Raw genomic sequence first — 20,668 nt, 5'->3', positions numbered from 1 at the left:
GGCAGGTCAGCGTGGTGCAGCGTGCAGGAGATGGCGCTCGAGTCCGCCGACGAGCAGATCGATCCCGAGCTCGAACTCGGCGTCGCGATCGTTGTCGGTGGCGAAGATCTGCGCCAGGATCGGGAGCTGGTGCAGGGGTGCGGCCCGGCGGGTGCGGGCCACCAGATCGACATCGACCTCGTGATGGTCGGCCTGGCTCACGCCGATTTCGGTCAAGACATGCCCGTTGACGAAGCTCACGATCACGAGGACGACTCGGTTGGCCTCCTCGGGCGAGAAGCCGACCTCGGTGAGCTCGGCGAGGGCCCGCTCGGCGATGTTGAGGCCGGCATCGTGCTGGATCGGCCGCACCGCGAGATAGGGCACGGCCCGAGGATGCTGGAGCAGGGCCCGTCGATACGAGCGGCTGTAGTCGCGCATCCGCTCCGCCCAGCTCTGCCCATCGGGCTCGAGCACGACCTTGGCGTACACGGCGTCACACGCGAGGTCGATCAGCGCCACTCGGGAGTCGGCCAGGTCGATGACGTCGTCGTGCCGACAGCCAAGGCGACCGGCGAGCGTGCGTGAGTCGAGCGCCTCGGGCCCGCCGAGGTCGAGGAGTTCGAGTGCGGCACGAGCGAGTTGGCGTTGGTCGATCTTCGGCATGGTGACTGCCCCGTTCTCGGGAATCCCCGATGTCTCGCCCCCTGTTCGAGCCAACGGCCGTGCCGAGTCGAGACCCGGCGGCACGGTGGCCGCCCACCATGGTGCCTCAACATTGTCGTCGGAGCGAGGCACCCCGACGGAAAAGGTCGAATCCGGGTGGGCCAGCTACGCTCGCAGGTGGTCCGAGTGGACCCTTCCACGTTGTATGCAAGGAGTCGTCGTGAGCAAAGCCCCCGTCCGAGTCGCTGTCACCGGAGCCGCCGGCCAGATTGGCTACAGCCTCCTCTTCCGCATTGCGTCCGGCGAGATGCTGGGCGCCGATCAGCCCGTGATCCTGCAGATGCTCGAGATCACGCCGGCCCTCGGAGCGCTCGAAGGCGTGGCCATGGAGCTCGACGACTGCGCCTTCCCGCTTCTCGCCGGCACGGTGCGCACCGACGACGCCAACGTCGCTTTCGGTGACGCCGACTACGCCCTGTTGGTGGGGGCCATGCCTCGCAAGCAGGGCATGGAGCGAGCCGACCTCCTCCAGGCCAACGGCGGCATTTTCGGTCCCCAGGGCAAGGCCATCAACGAGAGCGCCAACAAGAACATCAAGGTGCTCACCGTCGGCAATCCGGCCAACACGAACGCGCTCATCGCCATGTCGTCGGCACCCGACATCGACCCCCGTCAGTTCCACGCGATGACTCGCCTCGACCACAACCGCGCCCTCAGCCAGCTCGGCGCCAAGGTCGGTTCGCCGGTCACCGAGATCACGAAGATGACCATCTGGGGCAACCACTCCACCACGCAGTATCCCGACCTCTTCCATTGCGAGGTCAACGGCAAGAACGCCGCCGAGCTGGTCAACGACCAGGCCTGGCTCGAGAACGACTTCATCCCCACCGTGGCCAAGCGGGGTGCGGCCATCATCGATGCGCGCGGTGCGTCGTCGGCGGCGTCGGCCGCCAACGCCGCCATCGACCACATGCACGACTGGGCGCTCGGTACTCCCGACAACGACTGGGTGTCGATGTCGGTCATCTCCGACGGCTCCTACGGCGTGCCCGAGGGCATCATCTCGAGCTTCCCGGCCACCTGCGCCGGCGGCGACTTTGCGATCGTCCAGGGTCTCGAGATCGACGACTTCAGCCGGGCCCGCATCGACGCCTCGACTGCCGAACTCGTGTCCGAGCGCGACGCCGTTGCCGAACTCGGATTGATCTGACGAATACCTCGAGGGCCGCAGGGCCCTTCGCGAGGCCGAGGGTGCCGCCGCAGTCGCAGCGTCACCGCAACCACATACTCGCTGGTCGAGCCGCCGACACCCTCGGGAGTCGGCGGCTCGACGGGTTTTTCTCGCAGAAACAAACTTGATCCAAACCTCATGGCCACCGAACGCGGAACCGAACCTGTGCGCACGCTGCGAGAAGGGGTCATCCGACGTGGACGAGATTGTCAACGAATTCTTGGTCGAGAGCCACGAGATGCTCGACGAGATCGATCAGTCACTGGTGTCGCTCGAGGAGCGTCCCGATGACACCCGTGTCCTCGAAGGGATCTTCCGCGGCCTGCACACGATCAAGGGCACTTGCGGGTTTCTCGGCTTCGACCGGCTCGAGAAGGTCGCCCACGCCGGCGAGAACCTGCTCAGCTTGCTGCGAGACGGCAAGCTCGAGCTCTCCGAGGCCGTCACCGACGCGCTGCTGGCGACGATCGACGCTCTTCGCACCTGCCTGGCAACGATCGAAGAAACGGGTACCGACGAATCGGAGGACCACTCCGAGCTGATCGCTCGTCTGCACGCACTGGCCGAGGTAACGGTTGCCGACGCCGACGCCGACGCCGACGCCGACGCCGAGACCGAGGACGTCCTGTCCGATGCAGCCGATGCGGACGACGAGGACGCACCCGCCGATGCTTCGGCTGCCGAGCTCGACCCCACCGCTCTGGGTCGTCTTCTCGTCGCCGACGGCACCGCCGCTCACGACGACGTCGAGATTGCAGCCTCCGAGCAGGAACTCGGTGACCGTCGCTTGATCGGCGAGATCATGGTGGGTCAGGGCAAGACCTCGCAGGAGGACGTTGCCACTGCCCTCAACAAGCAGCAGGCGGCTCGCGAGAAGAACGGATCCGCCGCCGACAGCACGATTCGTGTCGACGTCGCGCTGCTCGATCAGCTGATGAACCTCGTCGGCGAGCTGGTGCTCGCACGGAACGAGATCGTGCAGCTCGTCGACAACACCCGGAACGCCACGTTCAGCGCCCCGTCTCAACGGCTCAACATCATCACGTCCGAACTCCAGGAGGGCGTGATGAAGACCCGGATGCAGCCGATCGGCAACGTCTGGGGCAAGCTGCCCCGGGTCGTCCGAGACCTGTCGCACCAGATGGGCAAGTCCATCCGCATCGAGATGGATGGCAAGGACACCGAGCTCGACAAGACCATCATCGAGGCCATCAAGGACCCGCTGACCCACATCGTCCGCAACACGGTCGACCACGGCATCGAGCGTCCCGATGATCGTGAGGCTGCCGGCAAGGATCGCGAAGGCGTCCTGCACCTGCGGGCCAACCACGAGGGTGGCCAGGTCAACATCGAGATCTCCGACGACGGCGCCGGCATCGCTCTGGACCGCATCAAGGCCAAGGCAGTCGAGCGGGGGCTGATCTCGCCGGAAGCCGCCGAGCGGATGAGCGACAACGAGGCCACTCACCTGATCTTCCTGCCGGGCTTCAGTACGGCTGCCGCCATCACCAACGTGTCGGGCCGCGGTGTCGGCATGGACGTGGTGAAGACCAACATCGAAAAGATCGGTGGTTCGGTCGAGGTCCGTACCGCTCCGGGCGAGGGCACCACGTTCAAGATCAAGATCCCGCTGACGCTGGCCATCATCCCGGCGCTGTCGGTGCTCTGTGGCGGCAACCGCTATGCCATCCCGCAGATCAACCTCATCGAACTCGTTCGCGTCGAAGCCGGCGAGCATTCTGCCGGTATCGAGTTCGTCCACGGTGCGCCGGTGTATCGCCTTCGCGGCCGCCTGTTGCCGATCGTCGATCTGCGTACGGTGCTCGGCTCGCCGGTCGCCGACAGCGAGGTCGCCAACGTCGTCGTGCTGCAGGCCGACGATCGCCAGTTCGGCGTGGTCGTCGACGAAATCCACGAGACACAGGAAATCGTCGTCAAGCCACTCGGCCAGGTCGTTGCCGACATCCCGCTCTACTCGGGGGCGACGATCCTCGGCGACGGCCGTGTCGCCGTCATCCTCGATGTGCTCGGGCTCGCCCAGCATGCCGGCATCATTTCTGCTCACGGCGAGGGCAACCCGCTGCACGAGTTCCTCGACGCCGCCGAGGTGCGCGCATCGACCGAGATGACCACGCTCCTCCTGCTCGCCCTGGGCGAGGGACGGCGAGTGGCCCTGCCCCTGTCCGATGTCGCCCGGCTCGAGGAGTTCCCGGTCGAGGCGATCGAGCAGGCCGGCCATCGCTCGGTGGTGCAGTATCGCGGTCGCATCATGCCGCTGGTCGACCTGGGCAGCAGCCTCGGCTACGGCGGTTGGTACCAGAGCGAGCACCCAACGGTCAGCGTGGTGGTCTACCAACACGAGGGTCACGACGTCGGCCTGATCGTCGGCGAGATCCTCGACATCGTCCAACACGACCTGTCACACGGCAACTCCGAGAGTGTCGTGATCGGCGACCGGGTCACCGACCTGTTCGACGTGGCCAGCGTCGTCGCTCGCGAAATGCCGGTCTCCGAACTCGATCTCATGGGAGCGTACTGATGCCCGCCACCACCGTCCGCCGCGACGCCTCCGAGCGCCAGCTCTGCACCTTCCGGGTCGGAGAACTCTTGCTCGGCCTGGACGTCCTCAGCGTCCAGGAAGTGCTGTACCACTCCGACATCACCGCCGTTCCGCACAGCCCCCATGCCGTGACCGGTCTGATCAACCTTCGGGGTCAGATCGCAACGGCGATCGACCTGCACGCGCGGCTCGATGTCGCCCGCGATCCCGAGGCCAAGAAGGAGCAGGTGCACGTGGTGGTCCGCTATCGCAACGAGCCCGTCAGCCTCATGGTCGACGAGATCGGTGACGTGATGACGGTCGACTCGGAGATCTACGAGCAGCCGCCCGAAACCGTCAGCGGCATCGCTCGTGAACTGATCACCGGCGCCTACAAGCTCCCGAACGAGCTGCTGTTGACGCTCGATGTCGAGCGCACCATCGCCATGACCCGCACCACCAACTAGAGGACCCGATGACCACGAACGAAGCACCCACACTCGAGCCTGCGATCGGATCGACGTCAGCTCCGAGTCGATTCTCCGTCCGCCAGCGAGTGCTGTTGGTCGGATCGGTCGGGCTCGCCGGACTCATCGGCCAGGCGGCAATCGTGTCGGCCTCGGCTCGCGCCGTCTCCGACGACTCGACGACGCTGCAATCCCAGGCCGTGCCGGCCACGCTGCTGATGCTGAACGTCGACCGGGACTCCTATCAGGCGCAACTGGCCGCCGAACGAGCGATTGCCACACCCGCAGGCCCCGAGCACGACCAGTTCATCGAGGACTACGAATCGAACCGGGCGCAGACCTTCGAGCGCTTCGACCAGTTCAAGGCGATCTCGCTCGGGCTCGAGGGCGAGGCCGAGCTGGTCGCCGAGTACGACCCCTTGCACCAGGAGTGGGCCGATCGTTCGCAGGCAATGGTCGACAACCCCACGCCGGAAACGATCGCCGCCGCTCGCACCTCCTTCGAGGCGATGCGAGATCGGATCGACGTCCTCGAGGAGGGCATCTACGAGGCCGAGACGACGTCCTTGATGGACGAACTCAAGTCCGCTTCGTCGACGCTCGTCACGAACATCTTCGCCGTGACGATCGTCGTGGCTCTGGCCGCCGCTGCCGTGTCGTTCCTGATCGCTCGGTCGATCGGCAACACGATCGGTGCATCGGCCCGAGCGCTCATCGATGCGTCCCGTCGCCTCGATCAGGCATCGGGACGAATGGGCGACATGTCGGCCGGAACCACCGAGCGGGCGGACGCCGTTGCGAATGTCGCCGGTGTCGTCTCCGGCAGCGTCGGGAACGTCGGCGCCGCCATCGAGGAGCTCTCGATGTCGATTCGTGAGATCGCGGAGAACGCCAGTCGGGCTTCGTCCGTCGCCAGCGACGCGGTGGCTCGCGCCACACGGACGAACGACACCGTGGCGAAGCTGGGCGAATCCTCGGCCGAGATCGGCCAGGTCATCGATGTCATCACCTCCATCGCCGAGCAGACCAACCTCCTGGCGCTGAACGCCACGATCGAAGCTGCCCGGGCCGGCGAGGCAGGCAAGGGGTTCGCCGTGGTCGCCAACGAGGTCAAGGAGCTGGCCAAGCAGACCGCAGCGGCCACCGAGCAGATCTCAGAACGCATCAGTGGAATCCAAGGCGAGACCGTGTCGAGCGTGGAGGCCATCGAAGCGATCGCCAAGGTGATCAGCGAGATCGCCGACTTCCAGACCAGCATCGCCGCTGCCGTCGAACAGCAGACGGCAACGACCAGCGACATCGCCCGCTCGGTCACCGAAGCCGTCGACGGGTCGTCGCACATCGCCCACACGATCGGCGCGGTCGCCGATTCGGCTCGCCAGGCCACCGGCGAAGTGGCGGTCACACAGCAGGCCGCCCGGCAGCTCGCCTCGGTCGCCGACGACCTGCAACGTCTTGTGAACGGTCGGTCGGCCGCCACCGAGTTCCATCACGCACCCGCCACTGCACCGTCGCCGAACGTGGCGATGGCGTGACCACCGAATCAACCGCTAGCCCTCGCAACGCCGGGTCCTCCGGAGGAGAATCATGAACACCAATCACGCACTGATCGTCGATGACTCCCGTGCCATTCGGCGGATCCTGAGCCGCATGCTGGAGGAACTCGGCTGGGAGGTCCACGAGGCAGCGCATGGTCGCCAGGCCCTCGAGATCCTCGAGTCGACCGACCGCATGGACGTTGCACTCGTCGACTGGAACATGCCGGAGATGAACGGCCTCGAGTTCGTCAAGCTCGTGCGCGCCAGCCAGCGCTGGGGTTCGCTACCGCTCATGATGGTCACCAGCGAGACGGAGTTCGACAACATGGAGGCGGCGCTGACGGCGGGCGCGAACGAGTACGCCATGAAGCCGTTCGACCAGACCGTGATTCGGGACAAGCTCTCGATTCTCGGCTTCTGACGCGGGATCGATGATGTCGCTGAGCGAAGCCGACTTCACCTACATTCGGCAGATCGTGAGGGCCGAGTCGGCCATCTCGCTCGATGTGTCGAAGTCATATCTCGTCGAGGCTCGGCTGAAGCCGATCATGCGCGAGCAGAAGCTGGGTTCGTTCGACGAGCTGGTGAGCCTCTTGCGGCGCCAGCAACGAGGACCGCTCGTGGATCGCGTCATCGACGCCATGACCACGAACGAGACCTCGTGGCTTCGAGACGCCCACCCCTTCGACGTGCTCATCAAGAGCATCCTCCCCGACCTGGCCAACAAGCGCGGGAACGAGCCAATCCAGATCTGGTCGGCCGCATGCAGCAGTGGGCAGGAGCCGTACAGCATCGCGATGCTGGTTGCCGAGCATCTTCCGCACCTCCAGCGACAGGTCAAGATCTTCGCCACCGACCTCTCGACGGAGATGCTGGCCAAGGCCAAAGAGGGGAGCTACACCCAGCTCGAGGTCAACCGTGGCATGCCGGCACCCATGCTGATGCGTCACTTCAACCGGGCGGGGACGCACTGGCAGGTCAAGCCCGAACTCAAGGCCATGATCCAGTTCCGCCAGCACAATCTCGACCAGCCCTTCACCGGCATTCCGACCAGCGACGTGGTCCTGATGCGCAACGTCCTCATCTACTTCGAGAGCGATGTGAAGCGATCGATCCTCGAGAAGGTCCGCAAGGTCCTGCGGCCGGACGGGCACTTGATCCTCGGCGCATCGGAGACGACGGTCGGCGTCGATGCCTCCTGGCGTCGCGAACTCATCTCCAAGACCAGCATCTACCGCCCCTCATGAACGCCACCCCGACAACGACGACACCGAGACAGGTGAAACCACATGCAACTCACTGACGAAGACCTGATCGAGATGATGACCCAGATCTGGGACACCATGATCGGCGAGGAGCTCTACGCGACCGAGATCGCCGCGGACCATGCCTTCGGCATGTACTCGACGGTCGACATCGACAGTCCCGATGGGGCGTCGTTGGCCGTCGTGATCGAATGCGGCGCAGCGTTGGCCTCTCGGCTTGCCGAGGTGTTGTTCTCGATGTCGACCGATGAAGTCGCGGCCGAAGACGCCGCTGACGCTGTCGGTGAGCTGGCGAACATCTTCGGCGGCAACGTCAAGGGTGTGCTGGCGATGTCGGCAACCCTGTCGCTGCCCAAGGTGGTGGTCGGCAGTGTCGAGCCGGGTTCGTACACCGGCGCGGTGCTCAACCGAGTCGGGTTTGATGCCGGTGGCAATCGCCTGGTCGCGTCGCTGCGTGAGCGTCAGCTGGCCGTCGCCGAGTAGCGAGGAAGGCCGTCGTCCACAGCGGACGCGACCTGAGGTTCACTTGAGGAACTTGCTGGTGCTGTTGTCGGCCAGCAGTCGGCCACCGGTCTGTCTGGTGGGGCAGTAGTAGACGGTGTAGGCGCGATAGTCGATGGTGCGAATCGTGTCGCCGCAGTCGACACATGGCTCGCCGGCGCGATTGTGGACCTTCGAGGGGCGATCGACGCTCTTACCGATGTCGTCGAGCGTCCGCTCGTGAGCAAGCGCAGACGCCACGACCGAAGCGATCGACGAGTGGAGTCGAGCGACGTCGTCATCGCTGAGCTTCGAGGCATTGACGAATGGACTGAGCTCGGCCTCGTAGAGGACCTCGTTGGTCAGCATGCGTCCGAGACCGGCAACGACCCGTTGGTCTCGGAGCAGACCGTGGAGTCGCTTGGAGTGTCGGCGCACGGTGGTGGCCAGTGCGTCGACCGAGAGGTCGGTCGCTTCGGGCCCGAGATGGTCGAGCGGCTCCTGCGCGAGCGGGTCGTCACGTAGGACCCAGAGCCCGGCGCGGCGTTCGGTTCCGGCCTCGGTGAGGAGCCACGAAGGTGTGCCGAGCTCGTCGCGGTCGCCGGCGGCGAAGGTCCATCGCATCAACCCACCACGCGGCTTCTTGGTTTCCTTCGGGTCGGGTCGGAGCCGCCCACCCTGCATCAGGTGCACGACGTGGGTGTGCCCGTTGTCGAAGCGCATCAGCAGATACTTCCCCCGGCGCCCGACATCCACGAGCCGAGTGCCCTTCGATGCGTCAGGTGGCGGATCGAAGGTCTTCAGCGACGCGAAGTTCAGGAGGCGGAAGCCGGTCAGCTCGGCCCCGCCGAGCGCGGCCGTCATACGTTCGGCGTGGGCCTGGACCTCGGGCATCTCGGGCATGGTGGTTCCTGGGAGCTGGATTGACCGTGTGTGGTCTGGCCGACCCTAGAGCGTCGGCGCCGAAGCGTCAGGTGCCACCGCGAAGTCGGTCATCGATCGCAAGCCGGCGAGACGATCATCGATCAGCGTGAGCGGGGCGGCGGAGCCGAGCAGGGCGGTCACGTCGCCGCCGAGCACGATGCCGCCATCGAGGAAGGCCCGTTGGGCGCTCGTGGCACCCTGGGCGATGTCGACAGCCAGCTCATAGTCGAGGCGCAGTGTTGCCGACGTGTCACACAGGCCGGGCACAAAGGCGATCGAGCAGGGCCCGAGCACGAGGGTGTAGGGGCCCACGCCGTCAGGCCCGCCGACGATGTCGTAGCCGACCCGGATCGTCAGATCGGTCGGGGGAATGTCGGACAGTGCGTGGGTTGCCGCCTCAAGCCAGGACTCGCTGAGGTATTTCACGGCCCGGAGGGTAGCCGATCGCCATGGGGCGGTCAGGATCGTCGTTCGGCGCCTGCAGCGTTGACGGCGCGCTGGAGGCGATCGAGGGCGTCGAGCTCGGCGCGCAGGGGATCGACGACGAGTTCGTCGGCGACCTGCTCGACGGCGTCGGCCGCTCGACGTCGTACGGCGGCAGCCCGACGCCGACCGCCGATACGCGCCAGCCGACGAGACAGCAGCGCCAGTGCCCATCCGGCGGCAAGTCCGACGATGAGCATCCCCGTCGGGAGCGGGATGCCGCGCCACGCAGGTGTACCGAACTCGGGGAGCCGGAGCCAGTTGTTCGCTGCCAGCGCCGTCAACCATGCGCCACCGACGAGTGCCACCACGGCGAGGAGGAACTGGAGGGTCCGGAGCACTCCCCACCAGCGTGGTGACGAGAACGATGCGTCGCGGACGGCGTCGGCGACGGCAACGTCGAGCCGGTCGTGGAGCTCGGCCGAGTGGGGCGTTGCAGCATCCCGTAGCAAGGTCGGCCATGGCTCATCGAGCCTCGACGACGCCGACTCGGCGACGGCTCGAATGGCTGCACCGGCTCGCGCGGTCTGCGCACCGCTCGGGGCGGGGAGCGAGCTGCGGCCTCGGTCGTTGCGTTCGAGATGGAGTCGACGCAGCGGGTCGGGTCGCAGACGACGCACCCACCGCGTGAACGGCCAGCCGGTGCGTTGGACGGCGTCGAAGCGATACCCGGCCGCCGAGGCATCGGCGACGGCGTCGATACCCGACGCCGTGGCGAGATCGACAGCGAGTCGGCGGACGCTGTCGTCGGCGATCACGGGTGGGGGAGGGGGCGGCACCTGTTCGGCCAAGGTGTCGGCGGCGGTCGCCACATCGGCCGAGAGCCGCTCGACCATCGCCCGCTGCGCGGCCACGGTGTCGGCGAGCCGATCGAGCACGGCGTCGACTCCCTGGCCGGTCGTCGCCGACACCGGGAACACGCTTGGCTTCGCGATGCCGTCGTTGTGCAGCAGACGCTCAAGGTCGGCGGTGCAGGCGTGGAGCTCGGCGGGGGTCAGGCGGTCCGCCTTGTTCAGGATCATCAGCGTGACGGCATCGTGGCGGGACAGCGCACGCAGGTAGTGGTGCATTGCCTCGTCGGCATACTTCTCGGGATCGGTGACCCACAGCAGCAGGTCCGCATGCTGAGCGATGCGCTCCATCTCGAGTCGATGGGTGACCGCGACCGAGTCGTGGTCGGGGACATCGAGGAGGACCAACCCTGATTGCGGGCTGTCAGGTGATGCGGAGACGAGGTGCCGATTGCCGACACCCAGCCATTCGAGGAGGGACGACGCGTCGTGGTCACCCCACACGAGCGCCAAGGTGCTCGAGGTGGTGGGCCGACGCACGCCGGTGGTGGCGACGTCGGAGCCGGCGAGGGCGTTGGCCATCGACGACTTCCCACTGCCGGTCGCCCCGAGCAGGGCGACCAGTGTGTGGGTGGTGCCGTGGCGGAGCCGCCCCTCGGCCTTGTCGACCACCCGGCGTGCGGACTCGACGCGGTCGGGGTCGAGTCGGCCATCGGCCAGCGCCGTGGCAACACCCAGCGCCTCGAGTTGCTCGGGCAGCGCGGCCAGTTCGCGGGGCGTCCGCCCGAACGTCGGCAGCTTGATCATCGCTGGTCACCGTGATCGAGTGCGATTCGGAACTCCTCGATCGCCTCGGCCAACGCAGCGGATGCCTCCGGCGGTGGGATGGTGGCCCACAGCGCACGCCGGAAACGATTGGCGTCGGTCTCGAGCAGCGCACCCAGGCGGTCGGCCAGGAGCGACCGAGCCTGATTGGCGAGATCCCTCACGGCCTGCTCACCGAACAGCGCGTTGAGCAGTGCCTGCGAGATCCCCGCGGTGCCGGAAGCAACCGCGACCTCGCCCCCCGTGATTCCCCCGGTCTGGGCGAAGAGCACGATCATGAGAGCGACGCCGATCCCGTTGACGCCGGCAGCCAGCACCCGAGCGGTGTTCCGCTTGCCGGCGCCGGTCGCTCGCACGAGTTCGAGCACGTCGTCCTGCCACGCCCGGACCTCGGGGGCGAGCGCTCGTTCGAACTCGGCTGAACGGTGGTCGAGCGTGGGGTCGCCGGCCAACACCTGTGGGCCGCCCGGTAGTTGGCGCCACGCGGTGACGGCGTCGAGCGCAGCAGCGTCGGCGTGGTCGAGGACGAGCCGCTCGAGCGTGGAGGTGATCTCGCCCTGCACTTCACCGGTCGCAGCAGCGCGGCCTCGAATGGCGGCAGCGATGCGGTCTCGCAGCAGCGAGATTCGTGACTGGACCGCTCGCATGAGTTCGCCCGTGCCGATCAGTTCCTGCCAGCGTTCCAGGACCTCACCCCGAAGCATGGTGCCGTTGCTGAGGTCGGCGACGATGCGCTCGCCTGCCAGGCGGTAGGCACGGTCGGCCGCGCTGCGGAGTTCGGCTCCGATCGCGTCCTGGGATCTGGCCGCCGCGAGGATGGTGTCGGCCCGAGGACCCACCGAACGGAGAGCGCCGTCGAGCGTGCTGCGGACCACGGCTGCTCGCTGCTCGGCGTCCTCGGTGAGGTTCGTGATGACGGCCCGCAGTTCGGCGACGTCGACCTCGGGCAGGCGGCCGTCGATGAGCGAACCCTCGACGATCGGGAACAGGGACACGTCGTGCAGCCCGCCGTCGTCGAGCATCTGGGCGAGATGGTTGCTGATCTCCTCGGCTGCACCGTGAGGAACCCGGTTGATGACGATGGCGAGCTCCATCCCACGTTGCTGGGCTCGTTCGAGGAACTGCCATGGCACGGCGTCGGCATAGCGAACGGCGGTCGTGACGAACAGCCACAGATCGGCGGCGGCCAAGAGTTGGGCGGCGAGATCACGATTGGCGAGCTCGACCGAATCGATGTCGGGGGCGTCGATGAGGGCGACGCCCGGGCCGACCGTGTCGGTGGGGCGGATCGCCAGCACCTGGCCGATGGCGTTACCTTCGCCCGACACTCGTGGAAGGTCGCCGAGGAGGTCGGTGGTGGTGAACCAGGCCACGTCATCGGGATGGCAGATGAGCACCGGCGCCCGAGTGGTGGGGCGAAGCACGCCGGCCGGTGAGACGTTGGCCCGAGCGAGTGAGTTCGTGATGGTGGACTTGCCCGAGCCGGTCGATCCGCCCAGGACGGCGAGCAAGGGTGCGTCGAGTCGTGACAGGCGCGGCAGCAGGTAGTCGGTGATCTGATCGGACAGCTCGGTGGCGACGACCCGTGCATCGTCGAGTCCGCCGACGCCCAGTCGCAGCGGCGTGGCATCGATCGCCGCGTCGAGGTCGGCCAGGGCGTCGACGACAGGCCCCAGCGGGGTCGCGGTGCTGTCGAGATCGTCAGGTCGCCCGTCGGTCATCAGCGCCTCAGCGTAGACGCCGTGCAGGGGTACGGTGAGTCGATGTGGTCTGGACGATGGAGCTGACACCCGACCTCGAGCAGCGACGCACTGTCGGGGGCGTCACCGGCGCCCGATGGTTCGAGGGGCACCGGCTCGACCTGTTCGTCGAGTCGAGCGAGGGCGCCGGTCCGGCGGCCGTGATGCTGTCGATCGTTGCCGAGCCAGCTGTCGCCCGGGTCTCGTTCGTCGGCGTGGTGCTGCGGGCCGGCTTCGCCCCGGTGGTGGTTGCCGACGACGACGTTCCTCTCCCCGATCGGGGCTGGGAGGTCCGCACGTCGGGGCTCTGGGCCGATCATGTCTGTGAAACCCCGCTCGAACACTGGAGCTACGGGCTGGAAGCCTTCGGCTTGTCGCTTGACGATCCCGAAGCCCTGCTGGGCCGGGGGTTCGGCGAGCGAACCCCGATCGGCTGGGAACTCGAGTTCGAGGCGGCATCGACGGCACAGTGGTCGTCAACACCGTTGTCGACAACACCGTGGTCGACTGCCGAGGAGTACCGTCAGCTCGGGGTTGGCCACGGGCTCGTGCTCGATGGCGACGGCCAACACGCGGTCGAGGGCGTCGCCATTCGCACCCACTGGTGGGGATCCCGGTCGCCGGGCCGACTGGAGGTCGGCGACGTACCACCGTCTGGATCGGATGAGCCTCTGAGCTGGGTATCGGTGCCGAGCCGCGAGGCCCGTCGGTGCTATGCGTTGTGGGGAGCGGGAGCGAGCTCGTCGCCGATCGACTCCTGATCGGCGTCGGCGAACCGCACGATGAGCATGGTGACCACGAAGGCCGCAGCGGCGAGCGCCACGCCACCGATGGCCTGTCCGGCATCGGGAAGATGCAACGCCGTGCCTTTGACCACTGACGCCTGCTCCTCAGAGACGACACCGACCCCGTTCGGCCACGGCCACAGCACCCGGAAGGAACCGAGCATGAGTCCGAGCAGCGCCGCGAGCACGGTTTGCTCATGGTGCTCGAGCAGCCAGTTGAGGAACGACGAGAACCCCGCGAGTCCGATCACCGCACCGACGAGGAAGACCAGCAGCTCGACCGGGGCGCCGGTGATGACACCGGCGTACATGCCGAGCATCAGCATGATGAACGAGCCCGAGATGCCGGGGAGGATCATGGCGCAGATCGCAATGGCGCCGGTGACGAAGAACATCCAGATCGGCGCGTCGGTGATGGCGCCGGATTGGAAGCCGAGGAGAACGAACGCAGCGACGGTGACGAACGCGAGCACTCCCATGCGGAGTGCGTCTCGGACGGTGAGCTGTTGCCAGACGAGCAGACAGCTGGCGAGCACCAGGCCGGCGAACACGGCGGCCGTTCCCTCGGCGTGGTCGACCAGCAGCGTTTCCATGGGATGGCGCAGCACGAGGAAGGCACCGGCGATCCCGGCGCCCAGCGGGATCAGGAACAGCCAGTCGATGGTGCGGAAGTCGTCGACGAAGCCCCCGGGGTCGCCCGTGACGAGTCGCTTCAGCGCATGCGCCCCGCCACGAACGTTGTGGATGAGGTCCTTGTAGATCCCGAGGATCAGGGCAACGGTGCCGCCCGACACGCCGGGCACGATGTCGGCCGAGCCCATGAAGAATCCGCGGAGGAACTGGAGGAGGTGCTTTGCCACCTTCGCGAAGGTATCGGAGGAAGATCCCCGAGCGATGAACGGTCCTACCTACGCGAGCCCCCGACGCAAGCCCACCGGACGCGACGATGCCCACCCCTTCGGAGTGGGCATCGTCGCTTGCTTGGTCCGGTTGGTGGACCGGATCGAGATCAGCTCTGGCTGGCCAGGCGCCGGTTGACCCGCTTGGTCTTCATGTAGTCGCGGTTCATGTAGGCGATGAAGTCGAGGCTGATCTCCTTCGGGCAGGCGTCGGCGCACTCACCGTGGTTCGTGCACGAGCCGAAGAACTGCTCCATGGTCTCGACCATGGCCTCGGTGCGTCGGAACCGCTCGGGCTGACCCTGGGGCAGCGAGTTGAGGTGCCAGATCTTGGCCGAGGTGAACAGCTGACCCGCCGAGTTGGGGCAGGCAGCGATGCAGGCACCGCACCCGATGCAGGCCGCCGCGTCCATCGAGGAGTCGGCGACCTCTTTCGGGATGGGGATCTCGTTGGCGTCGGGCGCCGTACCGGTGGGGGCGCTGATGTGGCCGCCGGCCTCGATGATGCGGTCCATGGCGGACCGGTCGACGATGAGGTCGCGCAACACCGGGAAGGCGGCCGCACGCCACGGCTCGATCACGATGGTCTCGCCATCGGTGAACTTGCGCATGTGTAGCTGGCAGGTGGCGGTCGCCTTCTCCTGGCCGTGGGCCCGGCCGTTGATCATGACGCCGCAGGTACCGCAGATGCCCTCACGACAGTCGTGCGGGAACTCGATCGGGACTTCACCCTTCTCGATGAGTCGTTCGTTGACGATGTCGAGCATTTCAAGGAATGACGCATCGTCGGGAATGCCGGTGGCTTCGTAGTTGGCGAAGCTGCCCTGGGCGTTCGGGCCGTTCTGACGCCACACCTGGAGATGGAGGTTGAGAATCTTGCTCATGGTTGAATGCTCCCCGGCCTACTTGTAGGACCGCTGCGACGGCTTGACGTAATCGAAGGTCAGCTCTTCACGGTGCTTGGTCTGCGGTGTGTCTGGATCGTGCCACTCCCAAGCCGAGACGTGGGAGAACTCGTCGTCGCGCCGTTGCGCTTCACCTTCTTCGGTCTGTGATTCCTCACGGAAGTGCCCGCCGCAGCTCTCTTCACGATCGAGTGCATCACGGGCCATGAGTTCGGCGAGCTCGAAGAAGTCGGCGACACGCCCCGCCTTCTCGAGCGAGGAGTTGATGGTGTCCTCGGTGCCGAGAACACGCAGGTCCTTCCAGAACTCCTCACGCAGCGCCCGGATCTCCGAGATCGCCTTCTCGAGGCCGTTCTTGTTGCGTGCCATCCCGATGTAGTCCCACACGATCTTGCCGAGCTCCCGGTGGAAGTGCTCGGGCGACTTGGTGCCGCCGATCGACAGGAACCGGTTGAGCCGCTCGCGGACGTCGGCTTCGGCCTGGGTGAAGACCGGATCGGTGGTCGGGACCGGGTCGGTGCCGAGCTTGCCGGCCAGGGAGTCGCCAATGGTGTAGGGCAACACGAAGTAGCCATCGGCGAGACCCTGCATGAGGGCCGAGGCACCGAGACGGTTGGCGCCATGATCGGAGAAGTTGGCCTCGCCGGCGGCGTAGAGGCCGGGCACGGTGGTCATCAGGTTGTAGTCGACCCAGAGTCCGCCCATCGTGTAGTGGGTGGCGGGGTAGATACGCATCGGCATCTCGTAGGGGTCTTCACCCGTGATCCGCTCGTACATCTCGAAGAGGTTGCCGTACCGCTCCTCGACGGCGTCTCGGCCGTCGCGGTTGATGGCGTCGGCGAAGTCGAGGTAGACGCCGTTCTTCTGTGGGCCGACACCGAGCCCTTGATCGACCACGGTCTTGGCGTTGCGGGAGGCGACGTCGCGCGGCACCAGGTTGCCGAAGGCCGGGTACTTCTCTTCGAGGTAGTAGTAGCGGTCGGCCTCGGGAATGTCGCGAGCGGCCCGCTTCTCGTCGGGGTTGCGGGGCACCCAGATGCGTCCGTCGTTACGGAGCGATTCCGACATCAGCGTCAGCTTCGACTGGAACTCGTCGGCCGAGGGGATGCAGGTGGGGTGAATCTGGGTGTAGCAGGGGTTCGCGAACAGGGCGCCCTTGCGGTGGGCCCGCCAGGCCGCAGTGACGTTGCAGGCCATGGCGTTGGTCGAGAGGTAGAACACGTTGCCGTAGCCGCCGGTCGCCAGCACCACGGCATGGGCCGAGTGGCTGGTGATCTCACCGGTGACGAGGTCACGGACCACGATGCCGCAGGCTTCGCCGTCCTTGAGGACGACGTCGAGCATTTCCTTCCGGGTGTGCAGCGTGACCTTGCCTGCCTTCACCTGGCCCATCATCTGTTGATAGGCACCGAGGAGGAGCTGCTGGCCGGTCTGGCCCCGGGCGTAGAAGGTGCGGGAGACCTGGGCGCCACCGAAGGAGCGGTTGGCCAGCAGGCCACCGTACTCGCGAGCGAACGGGACGCCCTGGGCGGCCATCTGATCGATGATGTCGACCGACACCTGGGCCAGGCGGTACACGTTGGACTCGCGGCTGCGGAAGTCGCCGCCCTTGACCGTGTCATAGAACAGCCGGAAGACGCTGTCGCCGTCGTTGCGGTAGTTCTTGGCGGCGTTGATGCCGCCCTGGGCGGCGATCGAGTGGGCCCGGCGAGGGGAGTCGTGGAACGTGAAGGCATCGACGTTGTAGCCGAGCTCACCGAGTGCCGCGGCGGCCGACGCGCCGGCCAGGCCCGTGCCCACCACGATGATGCGGAACTTCCGCTTGTTCGCCGGGTTGACCAGCTTGATGTTGAACTTGTGGTTGTCCCAGCGCTCTTCGATGGGGCCTTCGGGGATCTTGGAATCGAGAATCATCGTGGCTCCTAGTTGACGTCGACGATGCCGGACAGGACTGCGATCGGGAAGCTCACGTTGCCGATCAAGATGATGAGCGAAAGGCCCGTGGCGATGCCGCGTCGGAGGTTGTTCCACCGGGGGTTGCTGAGCCCGAGGCTCTGGAACATGCTCCAGAGCCCGTGGTAGAGGTGCGCCGCCAGCAAGATGTTGGCGACGATGTAGATCAGCGCCACGATCGGGTTGGACAGCGAACCGACGATGTTCTCGTAGACGTGGCCGTACTCCCAGTCGTAGCCGGGGATCAGACCCCAGGTGAGATCGGCGAGGTGGAAGAGGATGTAGGCGCCGACCACGATGCCGCTCACTCGCATGGTGCGCGAGGCGAAGTTGGCGGCAATGAAGTCCTGCTTGGACTGGTACGGCGAGCTGGACGCCATGTTCATCCGGGTGAGGTGATAGGCCGACATGACGTGGAGGATGCCGGCGACGATGAGGCCGATACGGAGCAGCCACAGGGTGTAGCCGTGGGGGAGGATCGGCACGAGCAGCTCACGGAGGAAGTGGCCGTAGATGTCGATGTCGTACTCCATCGCTCCGTTGTGCTCGACCTTGCCGAGGTACATCTTCAGGTTGCCGATCATGTGGAACAACACGAAGCCGTAGAGCATGAGTCCGGTGGCGGCCATCACCCACTTCTTGCCGACCGCCGTTTGGTACATGTTGAGCGGGAAGGGGAGCTCCCGGGCCTTCTTGCGAAGCGGGATCGAACCCCTGGACGAACCTGGTCGTGACGTTGGATCGAGGGTCGGCGTGGCCACCGTGTGCCTCCGTTGGAGAGTTGCGGACCCGGGACAGCATCGTCACCGGGCGGGAGAAAACGTAGCCGCATTCAGCGGGGACGACCCAAACTCCTCCGTCAATACTTTGACGGCCAAAGGCCGCCGTCGGCACGTGCCCTCGCTGGTGATGCCACTCGCCCGAGTTCAGCGCCGGACCGAATGCCGGGTGGTGGCCTCGGAGGGCGGGATCACCACCGAGTGATAGCGATTGGTCGCCGCCCGGTCGACGGCGAGGAGCGAGAGGTCGATCACGAGCTGACCGTTGAGGTCGGGCACCTCGAACGCCAGCTCGCCGATGAGTTGGCAGCTGTCGGCCGGGAGGTCGCCGTGCCAGGTCTGGCGGTGCGACCACGAGCCGCAGGTTGCGGTGGCGATCACCTCGACATTGCCGAGCGTGGTGCGCAGGTCGCTGATGGCGTGGACGGCGAGTTGGATGGGCGCCCCGGCCGTGGTGATGGCCGGCGGCTGATCGGCCACGATGGCTACCGGTGTGCAGGCATCGGCCACGGCATCGAACGCCGGTTTGCGATGCCGCTCGTGATCGAGCAGTCCGAAGCCGCCGTCGGGGTCGGCATCGATCAGCGAGAGCAGGCAGAAACCACCGGCGGGGGAGTACTTGAGACGCCGGATGGTCTCGATGTGGAAGCGCAGGAGTTCGGCCTGGTAGGCCCGAGTGGCGAGCGCCCAGCTCTCGCCGTCGGCGTAGGCCCGGCGAGGCACGTAGCGGTCGAAGGCGCCGGCCTGTGCACTGGCGAACTGGGGGGCGTCTTCATCCCAATCCGCAACGGTGACCGACTGGGACCCGAAGCCGCCGAGGAAGGCACCGAGCCGGGGCCACTGGCGAATCAGCTCCGGGAGGTCTTCGTAGGTGCCGGAATGCCAGCCCAGCCAGAGGTGAGGATCGGAGGCCGAGAGATCGGTGAGCAACGGCAGGCTGCCGGATCGGACGATCACGGATCGTGACGTGTCGGCCGAGCGGATCTCGCGGCGCAGCAGGGGATCGAGAACCGACCGGTTCCAGCTCGGAAACAGATGTCGACCGAGGCGACGCGCCGTTGGTGGTTCGATCTGTGCGCTGCGGTTCGGCTCGGGGAGCGGCGGCCCGTTGGGTTCGTCGTGGGCACACCACACCGCCACGGAGGGATGGTGCCCGAGCAGGTCGACCACATCGCGGGCGATGCGCCGGGCCAACTTTCGGGTGGAGGTGGCGTACGGGCCGACGAGGGGGAGGTCTTGCCACAGCAGCACACCCTGCCGGTCGGCCGCTTCGTAGAGTTCGGACCGAGCGACGTGGCCGTGAACGCGAACGAGATCGAGCCCGGCGTCGCGAACGGATCGCAGGTCATCGGCGATGACACCGGTGTCCATCGAGCCGAGGAAGCGGTCCTGTGGGCCGAGGCTGACGCCCTTGACGAACATTCGCTCGCCATTGACCCGCCACACCATGTTGTTGACCGAGATCCGCCGCAGACCGGTGCGCCAGTGGCGGCGATCGCTGACCTCATTGTCTGGCGTGCGGATGGCGACACCGACTTCGTAGAGCGGCTGGGATCCGAGCGCGGCCGGCCACCACAGCGACGGCTGATCGATCTCGACCTTCCACTCGAGCCGGTTCTCGCCGCTCGCGAGCTCGTGGGTTTCCGCCCCGCCGCCCGCGGCCTCGCCGTCGGGGCCGGTGACCGAGGTGTCGATGCGGGCCTCGCCCGCGCTGAGCGCGTCGACGACGAGCCGGACCCGGAGGACGGCTTTGGCGTCGGTGGCTTCCTGACAGATCACACGGGCGTAGCGGATGGCGATCGGTCCGGTTCGTTCGATGCGCACCGGGCGCCAGATCCCACCGGGTGAGCCCGAAGGCGCGAGCGGCCCGCTCTGGAGCGAGCCGGTGAGGCTGCGCTTCGACGACGAGTCACCCTGATCGGGGCAGGACACCTCGATCGCCAGGACGTGCTGGTCGCGTTCGTTCAACGCGTCGGTGATCTCGAACTGGTGCGGGACGAAGTAGCCGATCGTGTCGCCGACGAAGCGGCCGTCGAGCCAGATCTCGGACTGGGCGAGCACACCGTCGAGCGCCAGCCACGAACGTTTGCCCGGCTCGGTCGGTTCGTGCTCGAACTGGCGGCGATACAGCAAGGGCCCCTGCGCGTGGGCAAACCGCGAGGTCTCGCCCCAGTGGCCAGGCACGGTGACCGTGTTCCACCCAGAGTCATCGAGGTCGGGATCGGCACCTGACCTGTTGAGTTCGGCGTCGAGCGGTGCAGCCCGCCAGGAGCCCGAGAGATCCACGAAGGGACCATAGCCCGCTCCGCCCACGGCGTCGCCGGTCGGCCGGTGCCCAGTGTCGCCGGTCGGGCGGTGCCCGAGTGTCGCTGGCCGGCCGGTGCCCGGTGTCGCCGGTCGTGCGGTGCAGGTGTGGCGCC

At 66.7% G+C, this 20,668-nt stretch carries 18 protein-coding genes; 8 read left to right on the top strand and 10 right to left on the bottom strand.

The window, feature by feature from the left end; all coding sequences use genetic code 11:
- Positions 1 to 6: 6 nt before the first annotated feature.
- The gene (locus R2733_07400) at positions 7 to 645 is read right to left on the bottom strand and encodes a TetR/AcrR family transcriptional regulator C-terminal domain-containing protein (protein ID MEZ5376329.1); all 639 of its coding nucleotides are present in this window, start codon (positions 643 to 645) and stop codon (positions 7 to 9) included.
- Positions 646 to 865: 220 nt separating this feature from the next.
- Here R2733_07400 and R2733_07395 point away from each other — a divergent pair, with 220 nt between their 5' ends.
- The 7 genes from R2733_07395 to R2733_07365 all read left to right on the top strand — a co-directional run bounded on the left by R2733_07395 (position 866) and on the right by R2733_07365 (position 8,168).
- Positions 866 to 1,855: a malate dehydrogenase gene (locus R2733_07395; GenBank protein MEZ5376328.1), complete on the top strand. Its 990-nt coding sequence runs from the start codon at positions 866 to 868 to the stop codon at positions 1,853 to 1,855.
- A 217-nt stretch (positions 1,856 to 2,072) separates the two neighbouring features.
- Entirely contained in the window at positions 2,073 to 4,415 is a 2,343-nt protein-coding gene (locus R2733_07390; protein MEZ5376327.1) for a chemotaxis protein CheA, read from the top strand.
- The gene (locus R2733_07385; GenBank protein ID MEZ5376326.1) at positions 4,415 to 4,882 is read left to right on the top strand and encodes a chemotaxis protein CheW; all 468 of its coding nucleotides are present in this window, start codon (positions 4,415 to 4,417) and stop codon (positions 4,880 to 4,882) included. Before R2733_07390 ends, R2733_07385 begins: the two co-directional genes overlap by 1 nt.
- An 8-nt stretch (positions 4,883 to 4,890) precedes the next feature.
- The gene (locus R2733_07380; GenBank protein MEZ5376325.1) at positions 4,891 to 6,417 is read left to right on the top strand and encodes a methyl-accepting chemotaxis protein; all 1,527 of its coding nucleotides are present in this window, start codon (positions 4,891 to 4,893) and stop codon (positions 6,415 to 6,417) included.
- Positions 6,418 to 6,469: 52 nt separating this feature from the next.
- A complete protein-coding gene (locus tag R2733_07375) occupies positions 6,470 to 6,841 on the top strand; it encodes a response regulator (GenBank protein ID MEZ5376324.1) in 372 nt (123 codons plus the stop codon).
- A gap of 10 nt (positions 6,842 to 6,851) precedes the next feature.
- Positions 6,852 to 7,667, top strand: a complete 816-nt coding sequence (locus R2733_07370) for a protein-glutamate O-methyltransferase CheR (protein ID MEZ5376323.1) — start codon at positions 6,852 to 6,854, stop codon at positions 7,665 to 7,667.
- Between the two features lie 42 nt (positions 7,668 to 7,709).
- A complete protein-coding gene (locus R2733_07365; GenBank protein MEZ5376322.1) occupies positions 7,710 to 8,168 on the top strand; it encodes a chemotaxis protein CheX in 459 nt (152 codons plus the stop codon).
- A gap of 39 nt (positions 8,169 to 8,207) precedes the next feature.
- On the opposite strand, the gene R2733_07360 is transcribed toward R2733_07365, so the two are convergent.
- From R2733_07360 to R2733_07345, 4 genes are read right to left on the bottom strand one after another with little or no spacing between them, the layout of a single operon-like run.
- Positions 8,208 to 9,068, bottom strand: a complete 861-nt coding sequence (locus R2733_07360; protein ID MEZ5376321.1) for a DNA-formamidopyrimidine glycosylase family protein — start codon at positions 9,066 to 9,068, stop codon at positions 8,208 to 8,210.
- A 45-nt stretch (positions 9,069 to 9,113) separates the two neighbouring features.
- Entirely contained in the window at positions 9,114 to 9,515 is a 402-nt protein-coding gene (locus tag R2733_07355) for a hypothetical protein (protein MEZ5376320.1), read from the bottom strand.
- 32 nt (positions 9,516 to 9,547) lie between these two features.
- Entirely contained in the window at positions 9,548 to 11,170 is a 1,623-nt protein-coding gene (locus R2733_07350) for a GTPase (GenBank protein MEZ5376319.1), read from the bottom strand.
- Positions 11,167 to 12,909, bottom strand: a complete 1,743-nt coding sequence (locus tag R2733_07345; GenBank protein ID MEZ5376318.1) for a dynamin family protein — start codon at positions 12,907 to 12,909, stop codon at positions 11,167 to 11,169. Before R2733_07345 ends, R2733_07350 begins: the two co-directional genes overlap by 4 nt.
- Positions 12,910 to 12,953: 44 nt before the next feature.
- Between R2733_07345 and R2733_07340 the strand changes: the two genes are divergently transcribed.
- Complete coding sequence (locus R2733_07340; GenBank protein MEZ5376317.1) at positions 12,954 to 13,688, top strand: hypothetical protein; 735 nt, start codon at positions 12,954 to 12,956, stop codon at positions 13,686 to 13,688.
- On the opposite strand, the gene R2733_07335 is transcribed toward R2733_07340, so the two are convergent.
- The 5 genes from R2733_07335 to R2733_07315 all read right to left on the bottom strand — a co-directional run bounded on the left by R2733_07335 (position 13,640) and on the right by R2733_07315 (position 20,534).
- A complete protein-coding gene (locus R2733_07335) occupies positions 13,640 to 14,572 on the bottom strand; it encodes a DUF368 domain-containing protein (GenBank protein ID MEZ5376316.1) in 933 nt (310 codons plus the stop codon). The two genes, R2733_07340 and R2733_07335, sit on opposite strands and share 49 nt — an antisense overlap.
- 149 nt (positions 14,573 to 14,721) lie before the next feature.
- Positions 14,722 to 15,495 carry a succinate dehydrogenase/fumarate reductase iron-sulfur subunit gene (locus R2733_07330; GenBank protein ID MEZ5376315.1) on the bottom strand — a complete coding sequence of 258 codons (774 nt, stop codon included), beginning with the start codon at positions 15,493 to 15,495 and terminating at the stop codon, positions 14,722 to 14,724.
- Between the two features lie 18 nt (positions 15,496 to 15,513).
- Positions 15,514 to 17,430, bottom strand: coding sequence for a fumarate reductase/succinate dehydrogenase flavoprotein subunit (locus tag R2733_07325; protein ID MEZ5376314.1), 1,917 nt, complete (start codon positions 17,428 to 17,430; stop codon positions 15,514 to 15,516).
- Between the two features lie 8 nt (positions 17,431 to 17,438).
- A complete protein-coding gene (locus tag R2733_07320) occupies positions 17,439 to 18,230 on the bottom strand; it encodes a succinate dehydrogenase cytochrome b subunit (protein MEZ5376313.1) in 792 nt (263 codons plus the stop codon).
- Between the two features lie 165 nt (positions 18,231 to 18,395).
- Positions 18,396 to 20,534 carry a hypothetical protein gene (locus tag R2733_07315; GenBank protein ID MEZ5376312.1) on the bottom strand — a complete coding sequence of 713 codons (2,139 nt, stop codon included), beginning with the start codon at positions 20,532 to 20,534 and terminating at the stop codon, positions 18,396 to 18,398.
- Positions 20,535 to 20,668: the final 134 nt, after the last annotated feature.

The sequence above is a fragment of the Acidimicrobiales bacterium genome (genome assembly GCA_041394265.1).
Taxonomy (GTDB): Bacteria; Actinomycetota; Acidimicrobiia; order Acidimicrobiales; family SZUA-35; genus JBBQUN01.
This window is presented reverse-complemented; position numbering and strand designations above follow the sequence as displayed.

Coding starts and splice junctions, on each gene's coding strand:
- R2733_07350 (MEZ5376319.1), bottom strand. CDS start 11,170: ATGATCAAGCTGCCGACGTTCGGGCGGACGCCCCGCGAACTGGCCGCG.
- R2733_07375 (MEZ5376324.1), top strand. CDS start 6,470: ATGAACACCAATCACGCACTGATCGTCGATGACTCCCGTGCCATTCGG.
- R2733_07330 (MEZ5376315.1), bottom strand. CDS start 15,495: ATGAGCAAGATTCTCAACCTCCATCTCCAGGTGTGGCGTCAGAACGGC.
- R2733_07345 (MEZ5376318.1), bottom strand. CDS start 12,909: ATGACCGACGGGCGACCTGACGATCTCGACAGCACCGCGACCCCGCTG.
- R2733_07385 (MEZ5376326.1), top strand. CDS start 4,415: ATGCCCGCCACCACCGTCCGCCGCGACGCCTCCGAGCGCCAGCTCTGC.
- R2733_07400 (MEZ5376329.1), bottom strand. CDS start 645: ATGCCGAAGATCGACCAACGCCAACTCGCTCGTGCCGCACTCGAACTC.
- R2733_07360 (MEZ5376321.1), bottom strand. CDS start 9,068: ATGCCCGAGATGCCCGAGGTCCAGGCCCACGCCGAACGTATGACGGCC.
- R2733_07325 (MEZ5376314.1), bottom strand. CDS start 17,430: ATGATTCTCGATTCCAAGATCCCCGAAGGCCCCATCGAAGAGCGCTGG.
- R2733_07365 (MEZ5376322.1), top strand. CDS start 7,710: ATGCAACTCACTGACGAAGACCTGATCGAGATGATGACCCAGATCTGG.
- R2733_07380 (MEZ5376325.1), top strand. CDS start 4,891: ATGACCACGAACGAAGCACCCACACTCGAGCCTGCGATCGGATCGACG.
- R2733_07370 (MEZ5376323.1), top strand. CDS start 6,852: ATGATGTCGCTGAGCGAAGCCGACTTCACCTACATTCGGCAGATCGTG.